General features: G+C 53.3%; 13 protein-coding genes. 6 read left to right on the forward strand and 7 right to left on the reverse strand.

Features of this window, described 5'->3' with window-relative positions; translation table 11 throughout:
• Positions 1–131: 131 nt before the first annotated feature.
• Both yqeB and T320_RS03550 read left to right on the forward strand, forming a co-directional pair.
• Positions 132–974, forward strand: coding sequence for a selenium-dependent molybdenum cofactor biosynthesis protein YqeB (yqeB, locus tag T320_RS03545; protein ID WP_037353076.1), 843 nt, complete (start codon positions 132–134; stop codon positions 972–974).
• Positions 967–1,635, forward strand: a complete 669-nt coding sequence (locus T320_RS03550; RefSeq protein ID WP_231465839.1) for a ComF family protein — start codon at positions 967–969, stop codon at positions 1,633–1,635. The genes yqeB and T320_RS03550 overlap by 8 nt, the downstream gene beginning before the upstream one ends.
• Before the next feature lie 4 nt (positions 1,636–1,639).
• Here T320_RS03550 and T320_RS03555 read toward each other — a convergent pair whose 3' ends face one another.
• Positions 1,640–2,983 carry an MFS transporter gene (locus T320_RS03555; protein ID WP_037353078.1) on the reverse strand — a complete coding sequence of 448 codons (1,344 nt, stop codon included), beginning with the start codon at positions 2,981–2,983 and terminating at the stop codon, positions 1,640–1,642.
• A 172-nt stretch (positions 2,984–3,155) separates the two neighbouring features.
• Here T320_RS03555 and T320_RS03560 point away from each other — a divergent pair, with 172 nt between their 5' ends.
• Positions 3,156–3,830, forward strand: coding sequence for a Crp/Fnr family transcriptional regulator (locus tag T320_RS03560; RefSeq protein WP_037353079.1), 675 nt, complete (start codon positions 3,156–3,158; stop codon positions 3,828–3,830).
• A 286-nt stretch (positions 3,831–4,116) separates the two neighbouring features.
• On the opposite strand, the gene narI is transcribed toward T320_RS03560, so the two are convergent.
• The 6 genes from narI to T320_RS03590 all read right to left on the reverse strand — a co-directional run bounded on the left by narI (position 4,117) and on the right by T320_RS03590 (position 13,751).
• Entirely contained in the window at positions 4,117–4,782 is a 666-nt protein-coding gene (gene narI / locus T320_RS03565) for a respiratory nitrate reductase subunit gamma (protein WP_037353080.1), read from the reverse strand.
• Positions 4,779–5,312, reverse strand: a complete 534-nt coding sequence (narJ, locus tag T320_RS03570; RefSeq protein ID WP_037353107.1) for a nitrate reductase molybdenum cofactor assembly chaperone — start codon at positions 5,310–5,312, stop codon at positions 4,779–4,781. The genes narI and narJ overlap by 4 nt, the downstream gene beginning before the upstream one ends.
• Positions 5,313–5,314: 2 nt before the next feature.
• A complete protein-coding gene (gene narH / locus T320_RS03575) occupies positions 5,315–6,733 on the reverse strand; it encodes a nitrate reductase subunit beta (RefSeq protein WP_037353081.1) in 1,419 nt (472 codons plus the stop codon).
• The gene (locus T320_RS03580; RefSeq protein WP_037353082.1) at positions 6,723–10,400 is read right to left on the reverse strand and encodes a nitrate reductase subunit alpha; all 3,678 of its coding nucleotides are present in this window, start codon (positions 10,398–10,400) and stop codon (positions 6,723–6,725) included. Before T320_RS03580 ends, narH begins: the two co-directional genes overlap by 11 nt.
• Positions 10,401–10,614: 214 nt before the next feature.
• Positions 10,615–12,150 (reverse strand): L-lactate permease, encoded by a 1,536-nt coding sequence (locus tag T320_RS03585; RefSeq protein WP_037353083.1) that lies wholly within the window; start codon positions 12,148–12,150, stop codon positions 10,615–10,617.
• Positions 12,151–12,404: 254 nt separating this feature from the next.
• Positions 12,405–13,751: an MFS transporter gene (locus tag T320_RS03590; protein ID WP_037353084.1), complete on the reverse strand. Its 1,347-nt coding sequence runs from the start codon at positions 13,749–13,751 to the stop codon at positions 12,405–12,407.
• A gap of 286 nt (positions 13,752–14,037) precedes the next feature.
• On the opposite strand from T320_RS03590, the gene T320_RS03595 reads away from it, so the two are divergent.
• The 3 genes from T320_RS03595 to T320_RS03605 are packed head-to-tail and all read left to right on the forward strand — an operon-like array spanning position 14,038 to position 17,814.
• Positions 14,038–15,957: a sigma-54-dependent Fis family transcriptional regulator gene (locus T320_RS03595; protein WP_026760031.1), complete on the forward strand. Its 1,920-nt coding sequence runs from the start codon at positions 14,038–14,040 to the stop codon at positions 15,955–15,957.
• A gap of 11 nt (positions 15,958–15,968) precedes the next feature.
• Entirely contained in the window at positions 15,969–16,619 is a 651-nt protein-coding gene (trmB, locus tag T320_RS03600) for a tRNA (guanosine(46)-N7)-methyltransferase TrmB (protein WP_037353085.1), read from the forward strand.
• Between the two features lie 19 nt (positions 16,620–16,638).
• Positions 16,639–17,814, forward strand: a complete 1,176-nt coding sequence (locus T320_RS03605) for an FtsW/RodA/SpoVE family cell cycle protein (protein WP_037353086.1) — start codon at positions 16,639–16,641, stop codon at positions 17,812–17,814.
• Positions 17,815–17,816 lie beyond the last annotated feature (2 nt).

A 17,816-nucleotide genomic window follows, 5' to 3' on the forward strand; every position in this document is an offset into this window, starting at 1 on the left:
TACTTATCTGATAATTGCAATACTTATGAATAATAAAATTAACGTTTTGAGAGAAATTATCGTAAACCATGGAGGAAAATATATAGTATAATAGTAAAGATAACATTTGTAACGGAGAAGGAGCAGAGGCAATGAAACATTTGGTTGTTGTGCGTGGCGGTGGCGAATTGGCCAGCGGGACGATTCATGCTTTATACCGGGCGGGGTTCCGGGTGCTGGTACTGGAGAAAAAAGAACCATCGGCCACCAGACGGCGTGTGGCTTTTTCGGAGGCCATGTACCGCGGTCAGGCCAAAGTGGAGCGCATAACCTGTTATAAGGCCAAGAATCTCATCGAGGCCAAGGAACGCTTGAAGAAGGGTGAGCTCGTGATGCTCGAAGATCCGACTGCCCGCAGCGTGAAGGAATTGAAGCCGCAGGTGCTGGTGGATGCCATTCTTTCCCATAGCACCAATGGTACGACCAAGGATATGGCAGAGCATACCATTGCATTAGGCCCGGGCTTCTGCGCCGGCCGTGATGTCGATGTGGTGGTGGAAACCATGCGCGGCCACAATCTGGGCCGTTTGATTTACGAGGGATTTTCTGCCCGCAGTCAGGATATTCAGAGCAGCACGGTGGGAGAAAGCGCCAACATGGAGCATTTGATTTTCGCGCCGGAAGCTGGCACGGTGGATGTGCTGAGTACCATTTCCCTGATGGTCAAAAAGGGAGAACCCTTGGCGGTGCTCCATACGGAAGATGGCCGTGACATTGAGATAAAGGCCACGATTGACGGCGTCTTGCGCGGTGCCCTGCATCGGGGCAGCAAGGTGAAGAAGGAGCAGAAGATTGCCGATATCCATCCCACCATGGGGCAGGAAGAATGCTTCACGATTTCCGACAAGGCTCGCTGTGTGGCCGGTTCCGTATTGGAGGCCGTGATGGTTTGGGAAAACAAGCGGCCGAAACGGAGGTTCTTTGGCCGTGGTTAATCTGTGGGAAACGCTGTTGGATTTTCTGTTTCCGCCTCATTGTCCCCTGTGCCATGCTTATGTGGAGAAAAAGGGCGGCTGGTGCCCTGCGTGCCTCACCCAGGCTTTGCAGCCTCATCGATTGCCTCTTTCCGTGCCTATGCGTGCTTTTTTAGCCGACGCATGGGCACTTGGTTTATATAAGGACAGTTTGCGGGATTTAATCCGCCATCTGAAATACCAAAAGCAGCGCAGCAATCTGCCCTATCTGGAAAGTCTGCTGGCAGCAGCGGGGGACGAGGCTGACATTAAGGAGCTGCTGGCGGCGGTGGATATAGCCGTGCCGGTGCCCCTTTATCCGGCCAAGGAAAAACAGCGGGGCTTCAATCAGGCGGAGTTGATTTTTGGCAGCTTTTTGACATGTCAAAACATCCCGCTGCTGCGTCTGTTGGAACGGCGGAGGGCGACTAAGCCCATGTACGAGCTCAGCGAGCAGGAGCGGGCGGAGAACCTCAAAAACGCCTTTGCCGTAACAGAGGCAAAGGCGCTGCAGGGGAAAACTGTTTTGTTGGTGGACGATATCCTGACCACCGGTGCCACCATGGCGGAATGTGCCAGGGTGTTAAGGGAAGCCGGGGCAAAATCCGTCCGAGGACTGGTACTGGCCAGCGACCATGGCTGAGGTATCAGCAGTTCTGGCCGGAGTTCTTCCGGTCGTAGAAGTACCAGGTGATGATAATGGTGCTGACCGTAAAGGCAATCAGAATGTAGAAGGCGGGGGCAACACTCTGGTAAGTGGAGTAGGCCCAGCCGAAAATTTTGGGAATCAGGAAGGCGCCGTAGGCGGCGATGGCGGCGGTGAAGCCCGTCACCAATGAAGAATGGAAGGGATTGTTAAAGATATAGGGAATCATGCGGAAGGAGGCGCCGTTGATAAAGCCGGTGGTCAGGAAGAGCACGAGGAATGACGCGAAGAACAGAACGAAGTTATGGGCCTGAATCCCCATCAGGGTCACCAGGCTGGCGCCCAGCATCACAAAGAGGGAGAGCAGCGTCACCCGGGAGCCGCTGTTCATCTTATCGGCCAGCCAGCCGCCTAAAGGACGTACACTTGCACCGATAAAGGGGCCAAGAAAAGCGGCCATGGAGAAGGACACATCGGGAAATTCCTTAGCTACCAGCAGGCCTAATGCGGCAGAAAAGCCGATAAAGGAACCAAAACCGCAGGTGTAAATCCAGCACATGAGCCAGGTGTGCTTGTTGCCGAAGATGGAGAGAATGCTCTTGGGGCTCTGTTTGGGCAGGGGGAGATTATCCATAAAGAGGGCGATAAGTGCTAAGGTAATCACCGTAGGGATAGCCCAGAAGTAGCAGACATTCTGCAGATAGACCATATCGCCGCTGGCATTTACAAGGCCGTCACCGAAGAAGGAAGAAAGATTCCAGCCTAAGAGCAGGGGAGCTGTCAGATAGATAAGGGATACGCCCAGGTTGCCTACTCCGGCGTTAATGCCCAGAGCCAGCCCTTTGTTTGCCTTGGGGAAGAAGAAGCCGATATTGGCCATGGAGGCGGAGAAGTTGGCGCCCGCAATGCCGATAAAGGCCACCAGCAGCACGAAGGTATCGTAGGAGGTGGAGGTATCCTGCAGGGCATTGCCCAGGCCGATGATGGGCAGCAGCAGCAAGGCGGTGGTGATGAGGGTGGAGGTCTTGCCCCCTAAGAGTCCTGGCAGATAGGTGTAGAAGAGGCGTCCGGTGGCGCCTACCAGCCCAGGCAGGGCAGCCAGGGTGAAAATCTGTTCGTCGCTGAAGTGGAAGCCTACGGTGTTGAGCTTGGCGGCAATGGTGGCCCAAAGGGTCCAGACCACGAAGGACAGCACCAGTGCCCAGGTGGATACGGCCAGATTCTGGTTGGATATCTTTTTGCCGTAGCTTTCCCAGAAGGCAGTATTTTCCGGTTCCCAATGGCGTAGTATTTCCTGGCGGCTGGGATTTTCGCCCAGGCCGTTGAGGGCTGCGTTTGTTGTCATTTCTTAATCACCTGCTCCTTTTATCACAGTTGTATTGATTCGTATTAAGTATAATTGAATAATATCAACGTGTAAGTAACAAATATCACCTGCCTTGTAACATATATCACTTTTTTCGGGAAAAGATTCTTGTATGATAAGGATAAGATTATTAGGCAAGTGAGGTAAGGAAATGGAATCATTGGTACGGCAGCTCTATGAAATTCCGGGAAAGGTGCTGATGCTCCACGATGGGGAGTATCTGTTTCATGAAGGGGATCCGGCGAGGTATTTTTACATCGTGCGGACGGGGCAGATTTTCATTACGAAATACGCCACCAGCGGGCGGGTGCTGTCCCTGCGGCTGGCTGCCCGCAGCAGCATTATCGGGGAACTGCCCCTCTATGAGGAAAATCCCACCTATATCTTCAATGCCATTGCCCAAAGTGCTGCAGAAGTTTATGCCATAGAGTTTCCTGTGCTGCAGAGTTATCTGGAAAAGCGTCCTCAGATGGCGGTGAACCTTCTGCGGATTATCAGTGCTCATATGCGCAAGCAGCATACCAAGTTCCGGGACTTGCTGCTCTATGGCAAGAAGGGCGCCCTCTATTCCACCCTTATCCGCCTGGCCAACAGCTACGGCAAGGAAGACGAGGACGGCATCCTGATTTCGGTGCCGCTGACCAATCAGGAGCTGGCCAATTATTCCGCCACCGCCCGGGAAAGCTTAAACCGGATGCTCAGTGAGCTCAGGAAAGCCGGGATTATCGAATACCGGGGCCATCTTATCTTCATCAAGGACATCAACTATCTCAAAGAAGCCATTCAATGTGAGAACTGCGGCTGTGAAGTCTGCAATATCGAATAAATTGCAGTTTGTTGGCTAGTGCGTGCTCAATAACAGCTCGTTAATGCGTCAACAGGGGGAACGGGGGAGTACTTTTTCTGTCTCTGCTAAACGACCCGCTCGGTAAGGTTAGCGTTCCTTAGCTTGGATGCGCCGGCCTGCCCGGCGCAAAAGTATTCCCACCTCCGCCTAACTGAGCTGTAACAGGTTGTATTTAATGACGTATTGACAAACTGCAATTTACAGGAAAAGCCCGCTGACATCGTCAGCGGGCTTTTTGAATGTGGGTATCGTTTTGTGTAAGAACTTATTTCTTCCGGTAGATGATATTGCTTCTGAGCAGATACTCAAAGGGGAAACTCAGGCAATGCACCAGCCTGGTAAAGGGGAATAGGATGGCCGTTATCATCCAGAGCAGCATATGGGCCTGGAAAACAGGGGGGACGTTTTCCATAAGGCTCACATCCGGCTGCATCATGAGCAGGGAGCGGAACCAGGGGGAAATGGATTCTCGGTAGTCAAAGCCGTCGGGGATATTGCTCACTGTGCCAATGGTGCCGGAGACAATGGTCAATAACAGTACGAGATAGAGCAGCTTATCCATACTGCTCGTATTCACCCGCATACGGTCACTGCCGGCAAAGCGCCGTTTGCAGAGCCATAAGAAGCCGCCTAAGAACAGCACGGCTGCCGGCAGGCCGCCGGCAAGGCTAATCAGGTGGTACATATGCTCATCGGTACCTGCAGCCTCGGTTACGAACTTGGGCACGAGAATGCCCACGCAGTGACCGCCAAGGGCCATGAAGAGGCCGATATGGAAAAGGGGATTTGCCCATTTCAAATCGCGCTTGGACAGGAACTCACTGGATTTTGTGGTCCAGTTGCGTTCATAGACTGTGTAGCGCATAATGGTGCCGCCTATGAAAATCGTCAGGGCGATATAGGGCAGCACGCCGTAGAAAAATTCATTCATGCTGTCTTACCCTCCAATACATCTGCTTCGGTTAGGATTACATCCAGCAGGAAGGTATGGGCTAGCGTGGCTTTCACAAACTGCTGGCGCAGAAGTTCAATCTTTGACCGGGCTGCGGCCAGAACCTTTCCTGCCTGCTCAGGGGATAAGGCAGCCGCCAGTTCCAGGATGGCCGGCAAAAAATCCGGCAGCTCCTTATCCAGGTCAAAGCCGTTATCCAGGAAGAGATTCTTGAATTCCAGCATTTCCCGGGCCTGTTTGCCGAAATCTGTGCGGTCGTGCATGGTCAGATACAGATTGGTGTTGCTGGAAAATTCAAAGGTGCGTACATAGAGGTCCTCGTATTCCTCTCGGCCCATGGTTTCGATGTAATTCAGCGTATCCATAAGGACCTGACGATTCTGTTGACGGGTCAATTTTTTTGACTGGTCAAGGCAGTCCGGCAGTTTCGCCCACCAGTCTGCATCCGGGTAGTCAAAGAGGTAGGCCACGAGGGCCAGTGTGGTCTGATATTCCTGGTTGTTGTTCATCATCAGCACCCCCCTGGACAGTTATAGCCACAGCTTCCCTGCAATTCCCGCAGCTTATCCTGCGATTCACCGGTAAGGCCTGCAGGAATATTGAAGCGGTCTTTATACTTGGCGATGCCCATCAGCCGGTACATATCTTTGTAGGTTTCCACATCGTATTCGAGCTTATGGGAAAGCTTTTCGCCGGTTTCCTGGGTGCGCATGACCATACGCATATCCAGCAGGCGCTGGAGAACCTTTTCTACCACGCTTACATTGCCGGCGGCAAAGAGCTCCGCAATGTAGGAAAGGGGAATACGCATTTCCTGTACGGCTGGCAGGTAGACATCGGCCTCGGCCCGCCGGGTAATGGGGGACAGGGGCGGTACATACCAGACCATGGGCAGGGTGCGGTATTCCGCATGCAGGGGCAGGGCCACCTGCCATTCCTTGACCATCTTGAACACAGGGGAATTCTGAGCAGCTTTAAGCCAGTTGGCGGGAATGCCCGCTTCCTTAGCGGCCTTGATAACTTCCGGCTCGCTAGGGTCCAGGATAATATCCAGCACACTGTGATATATTTCACCCTTATCCGGCGTCGAAGCAGCCTCTTTGACCTTATCCATATCGTAGAGCAGTACGCCCATATAGCGAAGGCGCCCTACGCAGGTGTCGGCACAAACCGTGGGCAGGCCATTTTCAAGGCGGGGGAAGCAGAAGATGCATTTCTCCGCCTTATTCGTCTTCCAGTTAAAGTAGACCTTCTTATAGGGGCAGGCCGGAATGCAGTGACGCCAGCCGCGGCAGCCGTCCTGGGATACCAGCACCACGCCGTCCTCGTCCCGCTTATAGATGGCCCCGGAGGGGCAGGCAGCTACGCAGGCCGGATTCAGACAGTGGTTGCAGGTGCGGGGCAGGTACTTCATAAAGAGGTCGTGGAACTCCAAGGTAATATCCTCAGCGATATTTTGGAGATTGTAATCCTGCCGGGCGGATTCGCCAGCGGCCAAATCGTCTTCCCAGTTGGGGCCCCATTTAATTTCCATACGCTTCTGGGTAATCAGGGAACGGGGCCGGGCAATGGGCTGATGGTTTTTGCGCTTGGACGTAATCAGTGTTTCATAGTCATAGGTCCAGGGCTCGTAGTAATCATCCATTTCCGGCTGGTCGGGATGGTAGAAGAGCTTGGCCAGTCGTTCCAGCTTATTGCCGGAGCGCAAGCGGAGCTCGCCGTTTTTGAGCTCCCAGCCACCCTTCCATTTTTCCTGATTTTCCCAGTGCTTGGGATAGCCGATGCCGGGCTTGGTCTCCACGTTGTTGAAATACATGTATTCTGCGCCGGGGCGGTTGGTCCAGACGTTCTTGCAAGTGATGGAGCATGTATGACAGCCAATGCACTTGTCCAGATTCATGACCATGGAAATCTGTGCTTTAATCTTCAAGCCAATCTACCTCCTCCATCTTGCGGGCTACCACATACATGTCCCGCTGGTTGCCTGTGGGGCCATAATAATTGAATCCATAGCTTAATTGTCCATAGCCCCCGATCATATGGGTGGGCTTCATATGGATGCGTGTGGGTGTATTGTGGGTACCGCCACGGGTGCCGGAAATCTTGGAGCCCGGCACGTTGATATGGCGGTCCTGGGCATGGTGCATATAGACCACGCCGCGGGGCAGGCGCGGGGAAACCACCGCCCGGGAGGCTACCACGCCATTATGGTTGTAAAGTTCTACCCAGTCGTTGTCCTTGACGCCGATTTCCGCCGCATCCTTTTCGTTGAACCAGACGGTCTGGCCGCCCCGGAACAGGGTCAGGAGCTGCTGACTGTCAAAGTACATGGAATGGGTGCTCCATTTATTATGGGGCGTCAAATACTTCAGGGTGATTTCCTTCGTACTGCCCAATTTATTCTTGATAGGCAGATAGTCGAGGATAGGCTTATAGGTCGCCATGGATTCACCCAGCTCGCGTATCATCTCATGGTCGAGGAAGAAGGACTGGCGTCCTGTAATCGTGCGGAAGGGCACAAGTTCCTCGATGCTCGTGGTGAACGGCGTATAGCGTCGGTTCTGATTGCTGCCCGTAAAGGTGGGGGAGGTAATGGTCTCCCGAGGCTGTACCGCAACCTGTTCAAAGGTGAAGCGCTCATCTTCGCGGTCCTTGGCCAGCTTTGTGAGGTCAGACAAACCAGTCTCTTTTTCCAGGGATTTCCAGGCCTTGACAGCGACTTTGCCGTTGGTGGTGGTGGAAAGACCGAGCACCGCATCGGCGGCCTGCTTGGCATCCTCGATCGAGGGCATCCCATAGGAGATATAATCCTTATTCTGGATCGTGCCATTGCGCCGGCCGATTTCTGCATATTCGGCAGCAGAATCCCAGTTCATGGTCAGGCTGCCCATCTTTTCGGAAACACCGGGGCCCAGGGCAATCCATTTTTCATAGACTTTGGTGAAGTCCAGCTCGGTTTCAATGAGGTTCGGCATGGTCTTGCCCGGAATGGGTTCGCCTTCGCCCTTGCTCCAGTCGCGGATGCGGCCTTCGGCCTGGGCAACTTCGCCTTCGCTGTCGTGCTGGATGGGCATAGCCACCACATCGTGGTAAGGTTTGATATCTGCTTCCTTGGCCACTTCGGAAACTTTTTTCGCTAAGGTCTTAAAGATTTCCCAGTCGGTCTTGGCTTCCCACATGGGATTAACGGCAGCCTGGAAGGGATGCACAAAGGGGTGCATATCCGTGGAGGACAGGTCGTCTTTCTCGTACCAGGTAGCCGTGGGCAGTACCACATCGGCGTAGAGGGCAGAGCTGGCCATGCGGAAGTCCAGGTCAATCAGCAAATCCAGTTTGCCATTGGCCGCGCCATCCAGCTGGTTGAGTTCTGCCGCTTCCCGCCATTTGATTTCCTCGGGGCGATGGGGCCCTTCTTCTTCGGAGAACAGGCCATTCTTCGTGCCTAAGAGATACTTGAGGAAGAACTCATGGCCTTTGGCAGACGAGCCAATCAGGTTGTTGCGCCAGATAAAGAGATTGCGCGGGAAGTTGGCCGGATTGTCCGGGTCTTCTACAGAAAATTCCAGACTCTTGTTCTTGAGGCTGCTTACGATGTATTCCTTCACATCCATGCCTTTTGCCTTGGCCTCATCATGTAGCTGCTGGCCTCCTTTATTAAAAGTCGGGTAGGAGGGCAGCCACCCCAGCCGTGCTGCCATGACATTATAGTCACCAGCATGACGATAGCGGGGCTTTACACCAGCTGCGGTCAAATCGGCCACATCCACTTCATCACTGCGCCACTGGTCGGCGGCAAAGTAATAGAAGGAGGTGCTGTTTTGCAGGCGGGGCGGCTTCTTCCAGTCGAGTCCGGTCATTATCCGCTGCCAGCCTTCGGCCGGACGCAGTTTTTCCTGACCGACATAGTGAGCCCAGCCGCCGCCATTGCGGCCTTCGGCACCGACAAAGAGCAGCAGGTTCAGAATTGTGCGGTAGACTACATCCGCATGGAACCAGTGATTGATGCCGCCGCCCATGATGACCATGGTACGCCCCTTTGTCTTGAGGCTGTTATCGGCAAATTCCCGGGCCGTATGAATCACGGTTTCCATTGGAACGCCCGTATATTTTTCCTGCCATTTCGGCGTATAGGGCACATCATCTTCATAGGAGGTTGCTGCTTCGCCACCCAGCCCGCGGTCAATGGCATAGTTGGCCAATGTCAGGTCATAAACCGTGGTTACCAGTACTTCACCGTCAGCGGTCTTGATGCGCTTGGCGGGGACGGCGCGGGTCAGCATGCGGTTTTCCCGCTCGTTGCCGAAGTAGGGCAGTTCGATTTCTACGACTTTATCCATGGAACCAAGGACAGAAAGCTGTGGCGTAATGGCTGTGCCATTGTCGCTGTTTTCCTCTTTGAGGTTCCATTTTTCCTTGCGGTCCCAGCGGTCGCCCATGGTACCGTTGGGCACCACCAGCTTGCCGGTCTTTTCATCCAGCACATAGTGCTTGAAGTCCGCGTGCTTGTCCTGGCGTCCCATATCCTGACCGTTCAGGAAGCGGACAGCCTGATATTTACCATTCCGTTCTTCCAGGCGCACGAGAAACGGGAAGTCCGTGTATTTACGCGTGTATTCCACAAAGAAATCCGCCGGTTCACCCCAATAGTATTCGTTGAGGATGACATGCCCCATAGCCATGGCCATGGCCGCATCACTGCCGACCTTGAGCGGAATCCAGGTGTCGGCAACCGTGGTGGATTCGGCGTAGTCCGGCGCAATGGAAACGACTTTCGTACCTTTATAACGGGCTTCCACCAGGAAATGCGCATCCGGCGTGCGCGTCATGGGCACGTTGGAACCCCAGGTGATGATGTAGCCGGCATTATACCAGTCCGAAGACTCGGGCACATCGGTCTGATCACCCCAAACCTGCGGGCTGGCGGGCGGCAAATCCGCATACCAGTCATAGAAGGAGAGGCCGGCACCGCCCATCAGCTGCATAAAGCGTAAGCCGCCGGCATAGGACAGCATGGACTTGGCCGGGATAACGGAAAAGCCGAAATTTCGGTCCGGTCCGTATTTGACCGCGGCATGAATCATGGAGGCCGCCACGATTTCCGAAGCTTCCTCCCAGGTGGAACGCACAAAACCGCCGAGACCACGGACTTCCTTATACCGTTTCATCTTGGCCGGGTCATTGGCGATACTTTGCCATGCTTCCAGCACCGTCGCATGATTTTTCTTGGCCTCTCGCCAAACCTCCGCCAGCTCACGGCGCAGGTAGGGATACTTGATGCGGTGGGGGCTGTAGAGATACCAGGAAAATGACGCGCCGCGGGGACAGCCGCGGGGCTCGAAGTCCGGCATATCCGGGCTGGTTTCCGGGTAATCATGAATCTGATTCTCCCAGGCTACTAAACCATTTTTGACATAAATGTTCCAGCTGCATGAACCCGTGCAGTTAACCCCATGGGTGGAGTGTACGCACTTGTCAAATGACCAGCGGTCCCGATAGGTGTTTTCCCAGTCACGGCCGCCTTCATTTAGCTGCTGATGTCCGCTGACAGAACGCTCTTTCGGAATCAAATATTTGAACTTCTGAAAGATATTGCTCACGTTAACATCCCTCCCAAAACAAAATCACATAAATCGGTATTATTTTAGCGGATGAAGGCGTTCTTTCATGTGATAAACATCACTTCAACACATCATAACTTTTATCAAAACATCCTGAAGGCATTAGAACGGAAAAATCAAGCAGCAGGAATTATGCATAGAAAAAATCCCGGAATGACGGCGGTCATTCCGGGATTTTTTTATATGCAAATTTTTAACCGACTAAGCTCTGGCCGAAGTAAACGATAAGGCCCATCACAATGATGAAGGGAACGTAAACCTTGGCAGCGAACGCCAGCAGCTTGCCATCAGCACCAGCGGTTTTGATGGCTGCAACGGCAATGGCGATACTCTGGATGGAAATCATCTTGCCGGCGCAGGCGCCCGTAGCGTTAGCAGCAGCAATCCATGCCTGTGCGGCAGGCGTAGCGCCGATAGCCTGCGCAGCTTCGGTCTGGAGTTTACCGAACAGCACGCAGCTCGACGTTGCCGAACCGGTGATAAAGGTACCAATGGAACCGATAAAGGCGGCAATGCAGGGGTAAGCTGTACCCGTAGCGGCAACAGCAGCTTCAGCGATTTCGTGGGTCATGCCGGCATAGCCCATGACTTTTGCCGTAGCGATAACGGAGATAATCGTCAGAATGGTGAAGCGCAGGCCGTATACCGTGTTTTTGAGGACGCCCAGCATTTCGCCGAAACCTGCGCCCTGTTTGGAACCACCGATGAAGGCAGCCAGGAAAATCAGCACGCCCGGAGTAGCAACCCAGGTAAAGGTATAGGGAGCGCCGCCCTCGCCATCATAAATCAGTACGGAGGACTTGATGAGATTCAGCGGGTCATGAATAGCCGGAATCAGCTTGGAGGTAGCCAGCAGGAAGACGAAAATCAGAATGAACGGGAGCCAGGCCGTGATGGCTTTGCCAATCGTCAGCTTTTCCTCGTCATCTTCATGGGCAGGCATAGCATAAGCCGGGTCGTTGACCGGGAACATTTTGGCGCAGGCGACAATCGCACCCATAGCACCGATGGAACCAGCGACAACGGCAAGTTCCGGGCCCATGGTAAGAGCTACGGCCAGTTCCGGAATCAGGAATCCCAGTGCTGCACCCAGGCAGATGATGGTCATGCCTTTGAGGGCTTTCAAGGAGCCGCCGGCAACGAGCGTCATGATGAAGGGGCAGAGAATGGTCAGCGGAGCCAGCTGCAGGCAGGTGTAAGTAGCCAGCGTCGTGGCATCCGTGCCCGTGACATTGCCCAGCGTTACCAGAGGAATACCAATGGAACCATAAGCTGTGGGGACGGAGTTAGCAACCAGGCAGACGCTGGCAGCTAAGATTGGGTTCACACCGATACCAACCAGCATGCTGGCGGGGATGGCGATAGCCGTACCAAAACCGGCCATGCCTTCCATGAAGCCGCCGAAGCCCCAGCCAATCAGAAGAATCAGCACGCGGCGGTCGTTGCTGACGGAAGTCAGCATCTTTTTGATGCCTTCCATGCCCTTGGTGTGTTCTGACAGGTTGTAAGTGAAGATAGCGGCAATGATGACCAGCAAAATCGGCCAGCAGGCAAGAGCTACACCTTCCAGGAAAGCCTGGAACGCATGAATAGTGGTCATGTCATAGAGACCAATACCCACTACAGCAGAGATGAGCAGAGCCAAGAGGCAGGCTTTGTGCGGCTGCATGTGCAGTACGCACAGCGCTATAGCCAGCCAAAGGATTGGTGAAAGCGCTAATAAAAACAAAAAATCAAGTCCTTTCCAATTAATTAGAGCATGAAAATAATATGAATAAGATAATTCATTATATAAGCAGGTACTAAAAAAAGTCAATGGGGAATCAGAGATAAATTCCTCATACGTGCCGCAAGCCCATGAATGCTTATTCCTGCGCTAGTACGCGCGGGGCGCGTAAATCGCTTAGGAACAAGTATTCATGGGCTTGCGAAGTTTATTTAGATATTTTTACATTTTCGTATGATGAATATCTGTTTTGGTTATCAGCCTTCAAGGGCGACTTCCAGTTCTTCCAAGGTTTTCTTTTTGCTTTCCTTACCCAGGAGGATTACTACGGCAGAGATGATGACGAATACGGAGGCGAACATCAGGAAGATGGTGTTCATACCGAAGGCATTGCCGAGCATTACACCCACGAGCATCGGGGCGAGCATGCCACCGATACGGCCGAAGCCGGCAGCCCAGCCGCTGCCCAGTGCGCGGATGGCGGTCGGGTACTGTTCCGGCGTGTAGGTGTAGATAACACCCCAGGCACCCAGGTTGAAGAAGCTCATGGCCGAACCCCAGGCGAGCAATGCGGTGGAAGTTTCGGCGTTGCCGAAGAAGAAGGAGCAGACACCGGAGAGCAGCAGGAACAGAGACAGGGTGTACTTGCGGCCAATTACATCCACGAGCCAGGCGGCGGCATAATAACCGGGCAGCTGCGCCAATGTCATGATGAGCACGTATTCAAAGGTCTTGACCACGGCAAAGCCCTGCGCATAAACGATGGAGGGCAGCCACATGAAGATACCGTAATAGCTGAAGACGATGCCGAACCAGGCCAGCCAGAGCATGGCCGTGCGGGTGCGGAAGGGAGCGCTCCAGAGAGCGGAGAACTTGGGTTTGGTTTCCGTGCCTTGACTGGAAAGTTTTGACATGTCAACTTCTCCGGTGAAGGGCTTGCTTTCCACGCCTAATTTTCTTTCGAGCATCAGGATGACATCCTGCGCTTCCTTAATGCGGTTTTTCGTCAGCAGGTAGCGGATGGATTCCGGCATGTGCAGGCGAATCAGGAATACATAGAGAGCGGGCAGGGTACCGATGACGAAAGCAATCTGCCAGCCAAAGGCAGGAATCAGAAGATAGGAGATGCAGGCGGCCACCAGCCAGCCCACGCCCCAGAAACTTTCCAAGAGGACGATGAAACGGCCGCGCAGATGTGCCGGAGCGTACTCACTCATGAGGGTGGCGGCAACGGGCAGTTCGCCGCCGAGGCCGAAGCCAACCAGGAAGCGGAACACGAGCAGAGATTCATAGCTCCAGGACAGGGCACACATCCCCGTGGACAAACTGTAGAGGAGCACGGTCAGGGAAAATACCCGCTTGCGGCCAATGCGGTCAGCCAAAGTGCCGGCCAGCACAGCGCCCAAGGCCATGCCGATAAGGCCGATAGAACCAATCCAGCCCACCTGCGCGGGAGTCAGAGCCCATTCCTTGGCCAGTACCGGCAGTACGAAGGCGATAAGACCTGTATCCATGGAGTCAAAAAGCCAGCCCAGACCTGTCAGCAATAAGAGCTTGTAGTGGAAATTCCCCACAGGCAGGGATTCCAGCCGCTGTAAAATCATAATCATACCTCTTTCCTAAAAATAACACGACAACTGTCATGACAATGAAAAATAACAAGTTGCATTATACACTGTCTTGACAGCTGTTGCAAGGGTGTTTTGCGATATGTTTACGAATTTACGTGTTTTTTTTCAAAAAATGTAAACTTTTTTTCCGAAAGTTGTTGCAGTAATTTTTTAGGCTTGTTAAAATGTAAGGTACGAAACTTATTGACCGGAAGAAATTGCGGAAGGATATTCTGCTTGAAAAGGTAGATAAAATAACGGTTCTTAGGGAGGATAAATTATGATTAGAGAGCATCGGAGCCGTGCCAAGCTCGAAGCTTATTATGAAAAATTTGCCCAGGAGGGTGTACTGGACCCTAACGTCCATCCTTGGGTGGCGGATTCCTGGCAGCAGAGCAAGAAGTTCGGCGTGGGCCTGGAGAAGATGGCCATTAAGCATCTGCTTACCAAAGAGGAATTTCACGAGCTTCAGTTAAAGCATGCGGATGCCATTGAGTATTTAAGCGACCTTTCCGATGGCATCAAGGAATTTTTTCAGGAATACAACCTGAGTCTTTTGCTTATTGACGCAGACTGCACGGTACTCAAGAGCTATTCCCTGCCCTTTTATCAGATGACCCCGGGCGAAATCGAAGGGGCGAATGTGGGTATTGACCAGGTGGGCACCTCGTCCATCAGCGTGGCCTTGGAACATAAGGCACCGTTCTGGATGTTCGGCCCTGAGATGTGGGTTAAGGAATGTCAGCTCGGTGATGCCTGCTCGGCACCGGTTATGGTCAGCGGTGAACTGAACTACATCATTACCCTGGTGTCCATGGAGCAGGTGGCCATGCCGCAGGATGCTGTAATTTCTTTGCTCTTTACCATGCGCAAGGCTTTGGAGCGTCATTTGAACGAAGCCATCCGCATCAAGGCGGATGAAGCTATCTTAGATGCTACGCCCTTTGCTGTCTATCATGTACTGCCCGGCGGGGAAGTGGCCTATGCCAACCGCCTGGGACATACCCGTCTGGAAGGCATTGGCGCCAAACGTGACCCTGGCGCCCGCCGCAGCGCATCCAACCTCAATGATGTGATTATGAACTATCAGCATACGCCTATCTATAAGGGCTTCCGTGGGATACCATCTTATAATAAAGAAGTGACCTGGATTACCCCGGCCAAGACCTACGAGGACATCACCACGGTGGTTCCCTTGGAACGTGATGAAGACCAGGCTGTGCAGAGTGTGGTCGTAGTTTCCATGCCCATTGAAGATTTGCGTACGTTGGTTGCACATGCGGCAGGGTATACGGCGAAGTACAGCTTGGGTTCCATGGTCGGAGAAGGTACGACTTTTGCCAGCGTGCGCAACAAGGCGGCCCGCGTGGCGAAGAACAAACACCATGTACTGATTCAGGGCGAAGCTGGTACGGGCAAGCAGCGTATGGCCCATGGCATTCATCAGGCCAGCAATCGTGCGGTAGGCCCGCTGATTACCCTGCGCTGCGGCGATACCACCCCTGAACTTTTGGAACAGGAACTCTTTGGTGTGGTGCTGAACAGTGAAGTCAGCCATCAGGGCCGTCTGGAACTGGCTTCTGGTGGTACCCTGTTCTTAGATGAAATTGAAAAGATGCCGAAAAATATCGCCAAGGCTCTGGCAGATGCCCTGAACAAGGGCAAGGCCTGCCGTGTGGGCGAACAGGTGGAGCGCAGCATTGATGTGCGCATCATCGCCGCCTGCGACAGCGACTTGAAGCGCCTCACGGAACGCGGCCTCTTTGACCGTGACCTTTATGAAGCGCTGTCCAAGAGCATCGTGCGGGTACCGGCGCTGCGCAGCCGCCGGGAGGATATTCCCAAGCTGGCTTCCCATATCATCAGCGAGCTTGCAGAGCAGCATCAGATGCAGCCCAAGAAAATCTTGCCGGAAACGGAGCGTGTGCTGCGGGAATACGACTGGCCGGGCAATATCAAGCAGCTGCAGAGCGTGCTGGAGTATGCCTTCTTCAACACGAGTGACACGGAAATCAATCCCAATGACATCAGTCTTATGGGAGATGTGAAGCCGGACAACAAGTGGAAGGAAGACAAAGAAGTCTTTGTAAAGGCTTGGCAGGCTGCCGGCGGCAATGTGAGCCGACTGGCTAACCTCCTGAATGTGAGCCGTGTAACCCTGTACCGGTATTTGAAGAAGTATGGATTGGAAAAGAAGTAAGGAGAAAGATTGTGCGTTTACGGAGAAAGCCTTGGGTAGATGAAGCTATCCATGAATTCGATGACTTTGTGTTCAGCAAGGACCAGGAAATTGGCGAGGAGAAAAAGGGCCAGTGGGGAGACATCTTCGGCCGCCAGGCACCGCTGCATGTGGAACTGGGCACTGGCAAGGGCGATTTTATCACCCAGCTGGCAGAACGCAATCCCGACATTAACTATATCGGTATTGAAGCTCAGCAGGATGTGCTTTATTCCGCGGCCAAAAAAGTTGCGGAAAAAGGCCTGACCAATGTGCGGTTGCTGGTTTTTGATATTAACAACATTGAAAATATCTTCGCGGAAGGCGAAGTGGACCGTTTCTATGTGAACTTCTGCGACCCCTGGCCGAAGAAGCGCCATGCCAAGCGCCGTCTGACCCATGTGGGCTTTTTGGAAAAATACCGCAAGCTGCTGAAAAAGCCTGGCGAGCTTCACTTTAAGACGGACAACCGTCCGCTGTTTGATTTCTCTCTGGAGCAGTTCGAGGAAGCGGGCCTCAAGGTGCAGGATGTTTCCTTTGACCTCCATGCGGAGAATCGACCGGACAATATCATGACGGAGTATGAACGCAAGTTCAGCGGCTTTGGCGAGAAAATCAACCGTTGTGAGGTAATATTCGCATAAGGCACAAGGAGGCTTTTTCGTGCGGATTCGGAAAAAGATTTGGAATAACGATGCGGAGCCCATTATTGCCATTATGGTGGTGCTGATGGTGCTGGGAACCATCAATGTCTTTAGTTCCAGTTTTGTGCTGGGCACTACGGATTACGAAAATCCCTATCACTTTTTGCGCCGCCATGTATTGGTTATGCTGGCCGGGTTGGTACTGTTCTTTGTCTTCCGCAAGATTAACTACCGGCGCTGGCGGCCCTTGCAGGGGCCGTTGATGTTGGCGGTCATTGGCGCGACATTCCTGTCGTTGGTCGGGGTACTGGTTATCGGTACGGAGGTTAACGGCGCCAAAAGGTGGCTCTTCGGTGCTCAGCCGGCGGAATTGGCTAAGCTGGTGTCGTTAATGCTTGCAGCCTCAACTTTGTCGGCAAGGATAAAGCGGGGCAAGGCCAACTCATTGTTCAACGTATGCAATCTGAAATACGGCATCATCGTGGTGATGGCTGTGCTCATCGAGTTGGAGCCGGATATGGGAACGGCAGCCATTGTGCTGGGCGTGCCCGTTATCATGGCGGTGGTGGCCGGCATGTCCTTTAAGTATGTGTTGGGGCTGGGAGGATTTCTCGCCCTGCTCATTCTCATTTTGGTCAATGTTCAGCCCTATCGTATGGCCCGACTTAAGGTTTGGTTTGACCCTTGGGCGGATGCGCAGGGGATGGGCTATCAGACGGTGCAGTCTTTGTCCACCATCGGCTCCGGCGGCTTCTGGGGTATGGGGCTGGGCGAAGGTGTCAGCAAGTACGAGTACTTGCCGGAAGCCCATACGGACTTTGCCTTTGCCATCTTCAGTCAGGAGCACGGCTATATGGGAGCCTTTCTGGTATTCCTGCTCTTGGCTTTGTTGGTGCTCTTCTGCGTGCGCATTGCCAACCGGGCACCGGATGAGTTTGGACAGATGCTGGCTACGGGCATTATGGTGCTCATAGCCGGACAGGCCATTGCCAACATTATGATGGTTGGCGGACTGCTGCCTGTAGTCGGTGTACCCTTGCCCTTTATCAGTTATGGCGGTTCATCACTGATGGTCTCCATGGTGGCCATGGGGATGCTCTTAAATATCTGTGACCACGGGAGCAAAACATCGGAAGATAGAGATGCGCCTGGGGGAAAAGAGGATAAGGGGCCGAGGTTGCGGCTGGTCAAATAAGT

Origin of the sequence: Selenomonas sp. FC4001 (assembly GCF_000701565.1) — a bacterium.
Lineage (GTDB): Bacteria > Bacillota > Negativicutes > Selenomonadales > Selenomonadaceae > Selenomonas_A > Selenomonas_A ruminantium_B.

Excerpts from the sequence above, each read along its gene's own strand:
- narI (WP_037353080.1), bottom strand. The coding sequence starts at position 4,782 with ATGAATGAATTTTTCTACGGCGTGCTGCCCTATATCGCCCTGACGATT.
- yqeB (WP_037353076.1), top strand. The coding sequence starts at position 132 with ATGAAACATTTGGTTGTTGTGCGTGGCGGTGGCGAATTGGCCAGCGGG.
- T320_RS03595 (WP_026760031.1), top strand. The coding sequence starts at position 14,038 with ATGATTAGAGAGCATCGGAGCCGTGCCAAGCTCGAAGCTTATTATGAA.
- T320_RS03590 (WP_037353084.1), bottom strand. The coding sequence starts at position 13,751 with ATGATTTTACAGCGGCTGGAATCCCTGCCTGTGGGGAATTTCCACTAC.
- T320_RS03560 (WP_037353079.1), top strand. The coding sequence starts at position 3,156 with ATGGAATCATTGGTACGGCAGCTCTATGAAATTCCGGGAAAGGTGCTG.
- narJ (WP_037353107.1), bottom strand. The coding sequence starts at position 5,312 with ATGAACAACAACCAGGAATATCAGACCACACTGGCCCTCGTGGCCTAC.
- T320_RS03555 (WP_037353078.1), bottom strand. The coding sequence starts at position 2,983 with ATGACAACAAACGCAGCCCTCAACGGCCTGGGCGAAAATCCCAGCCGC.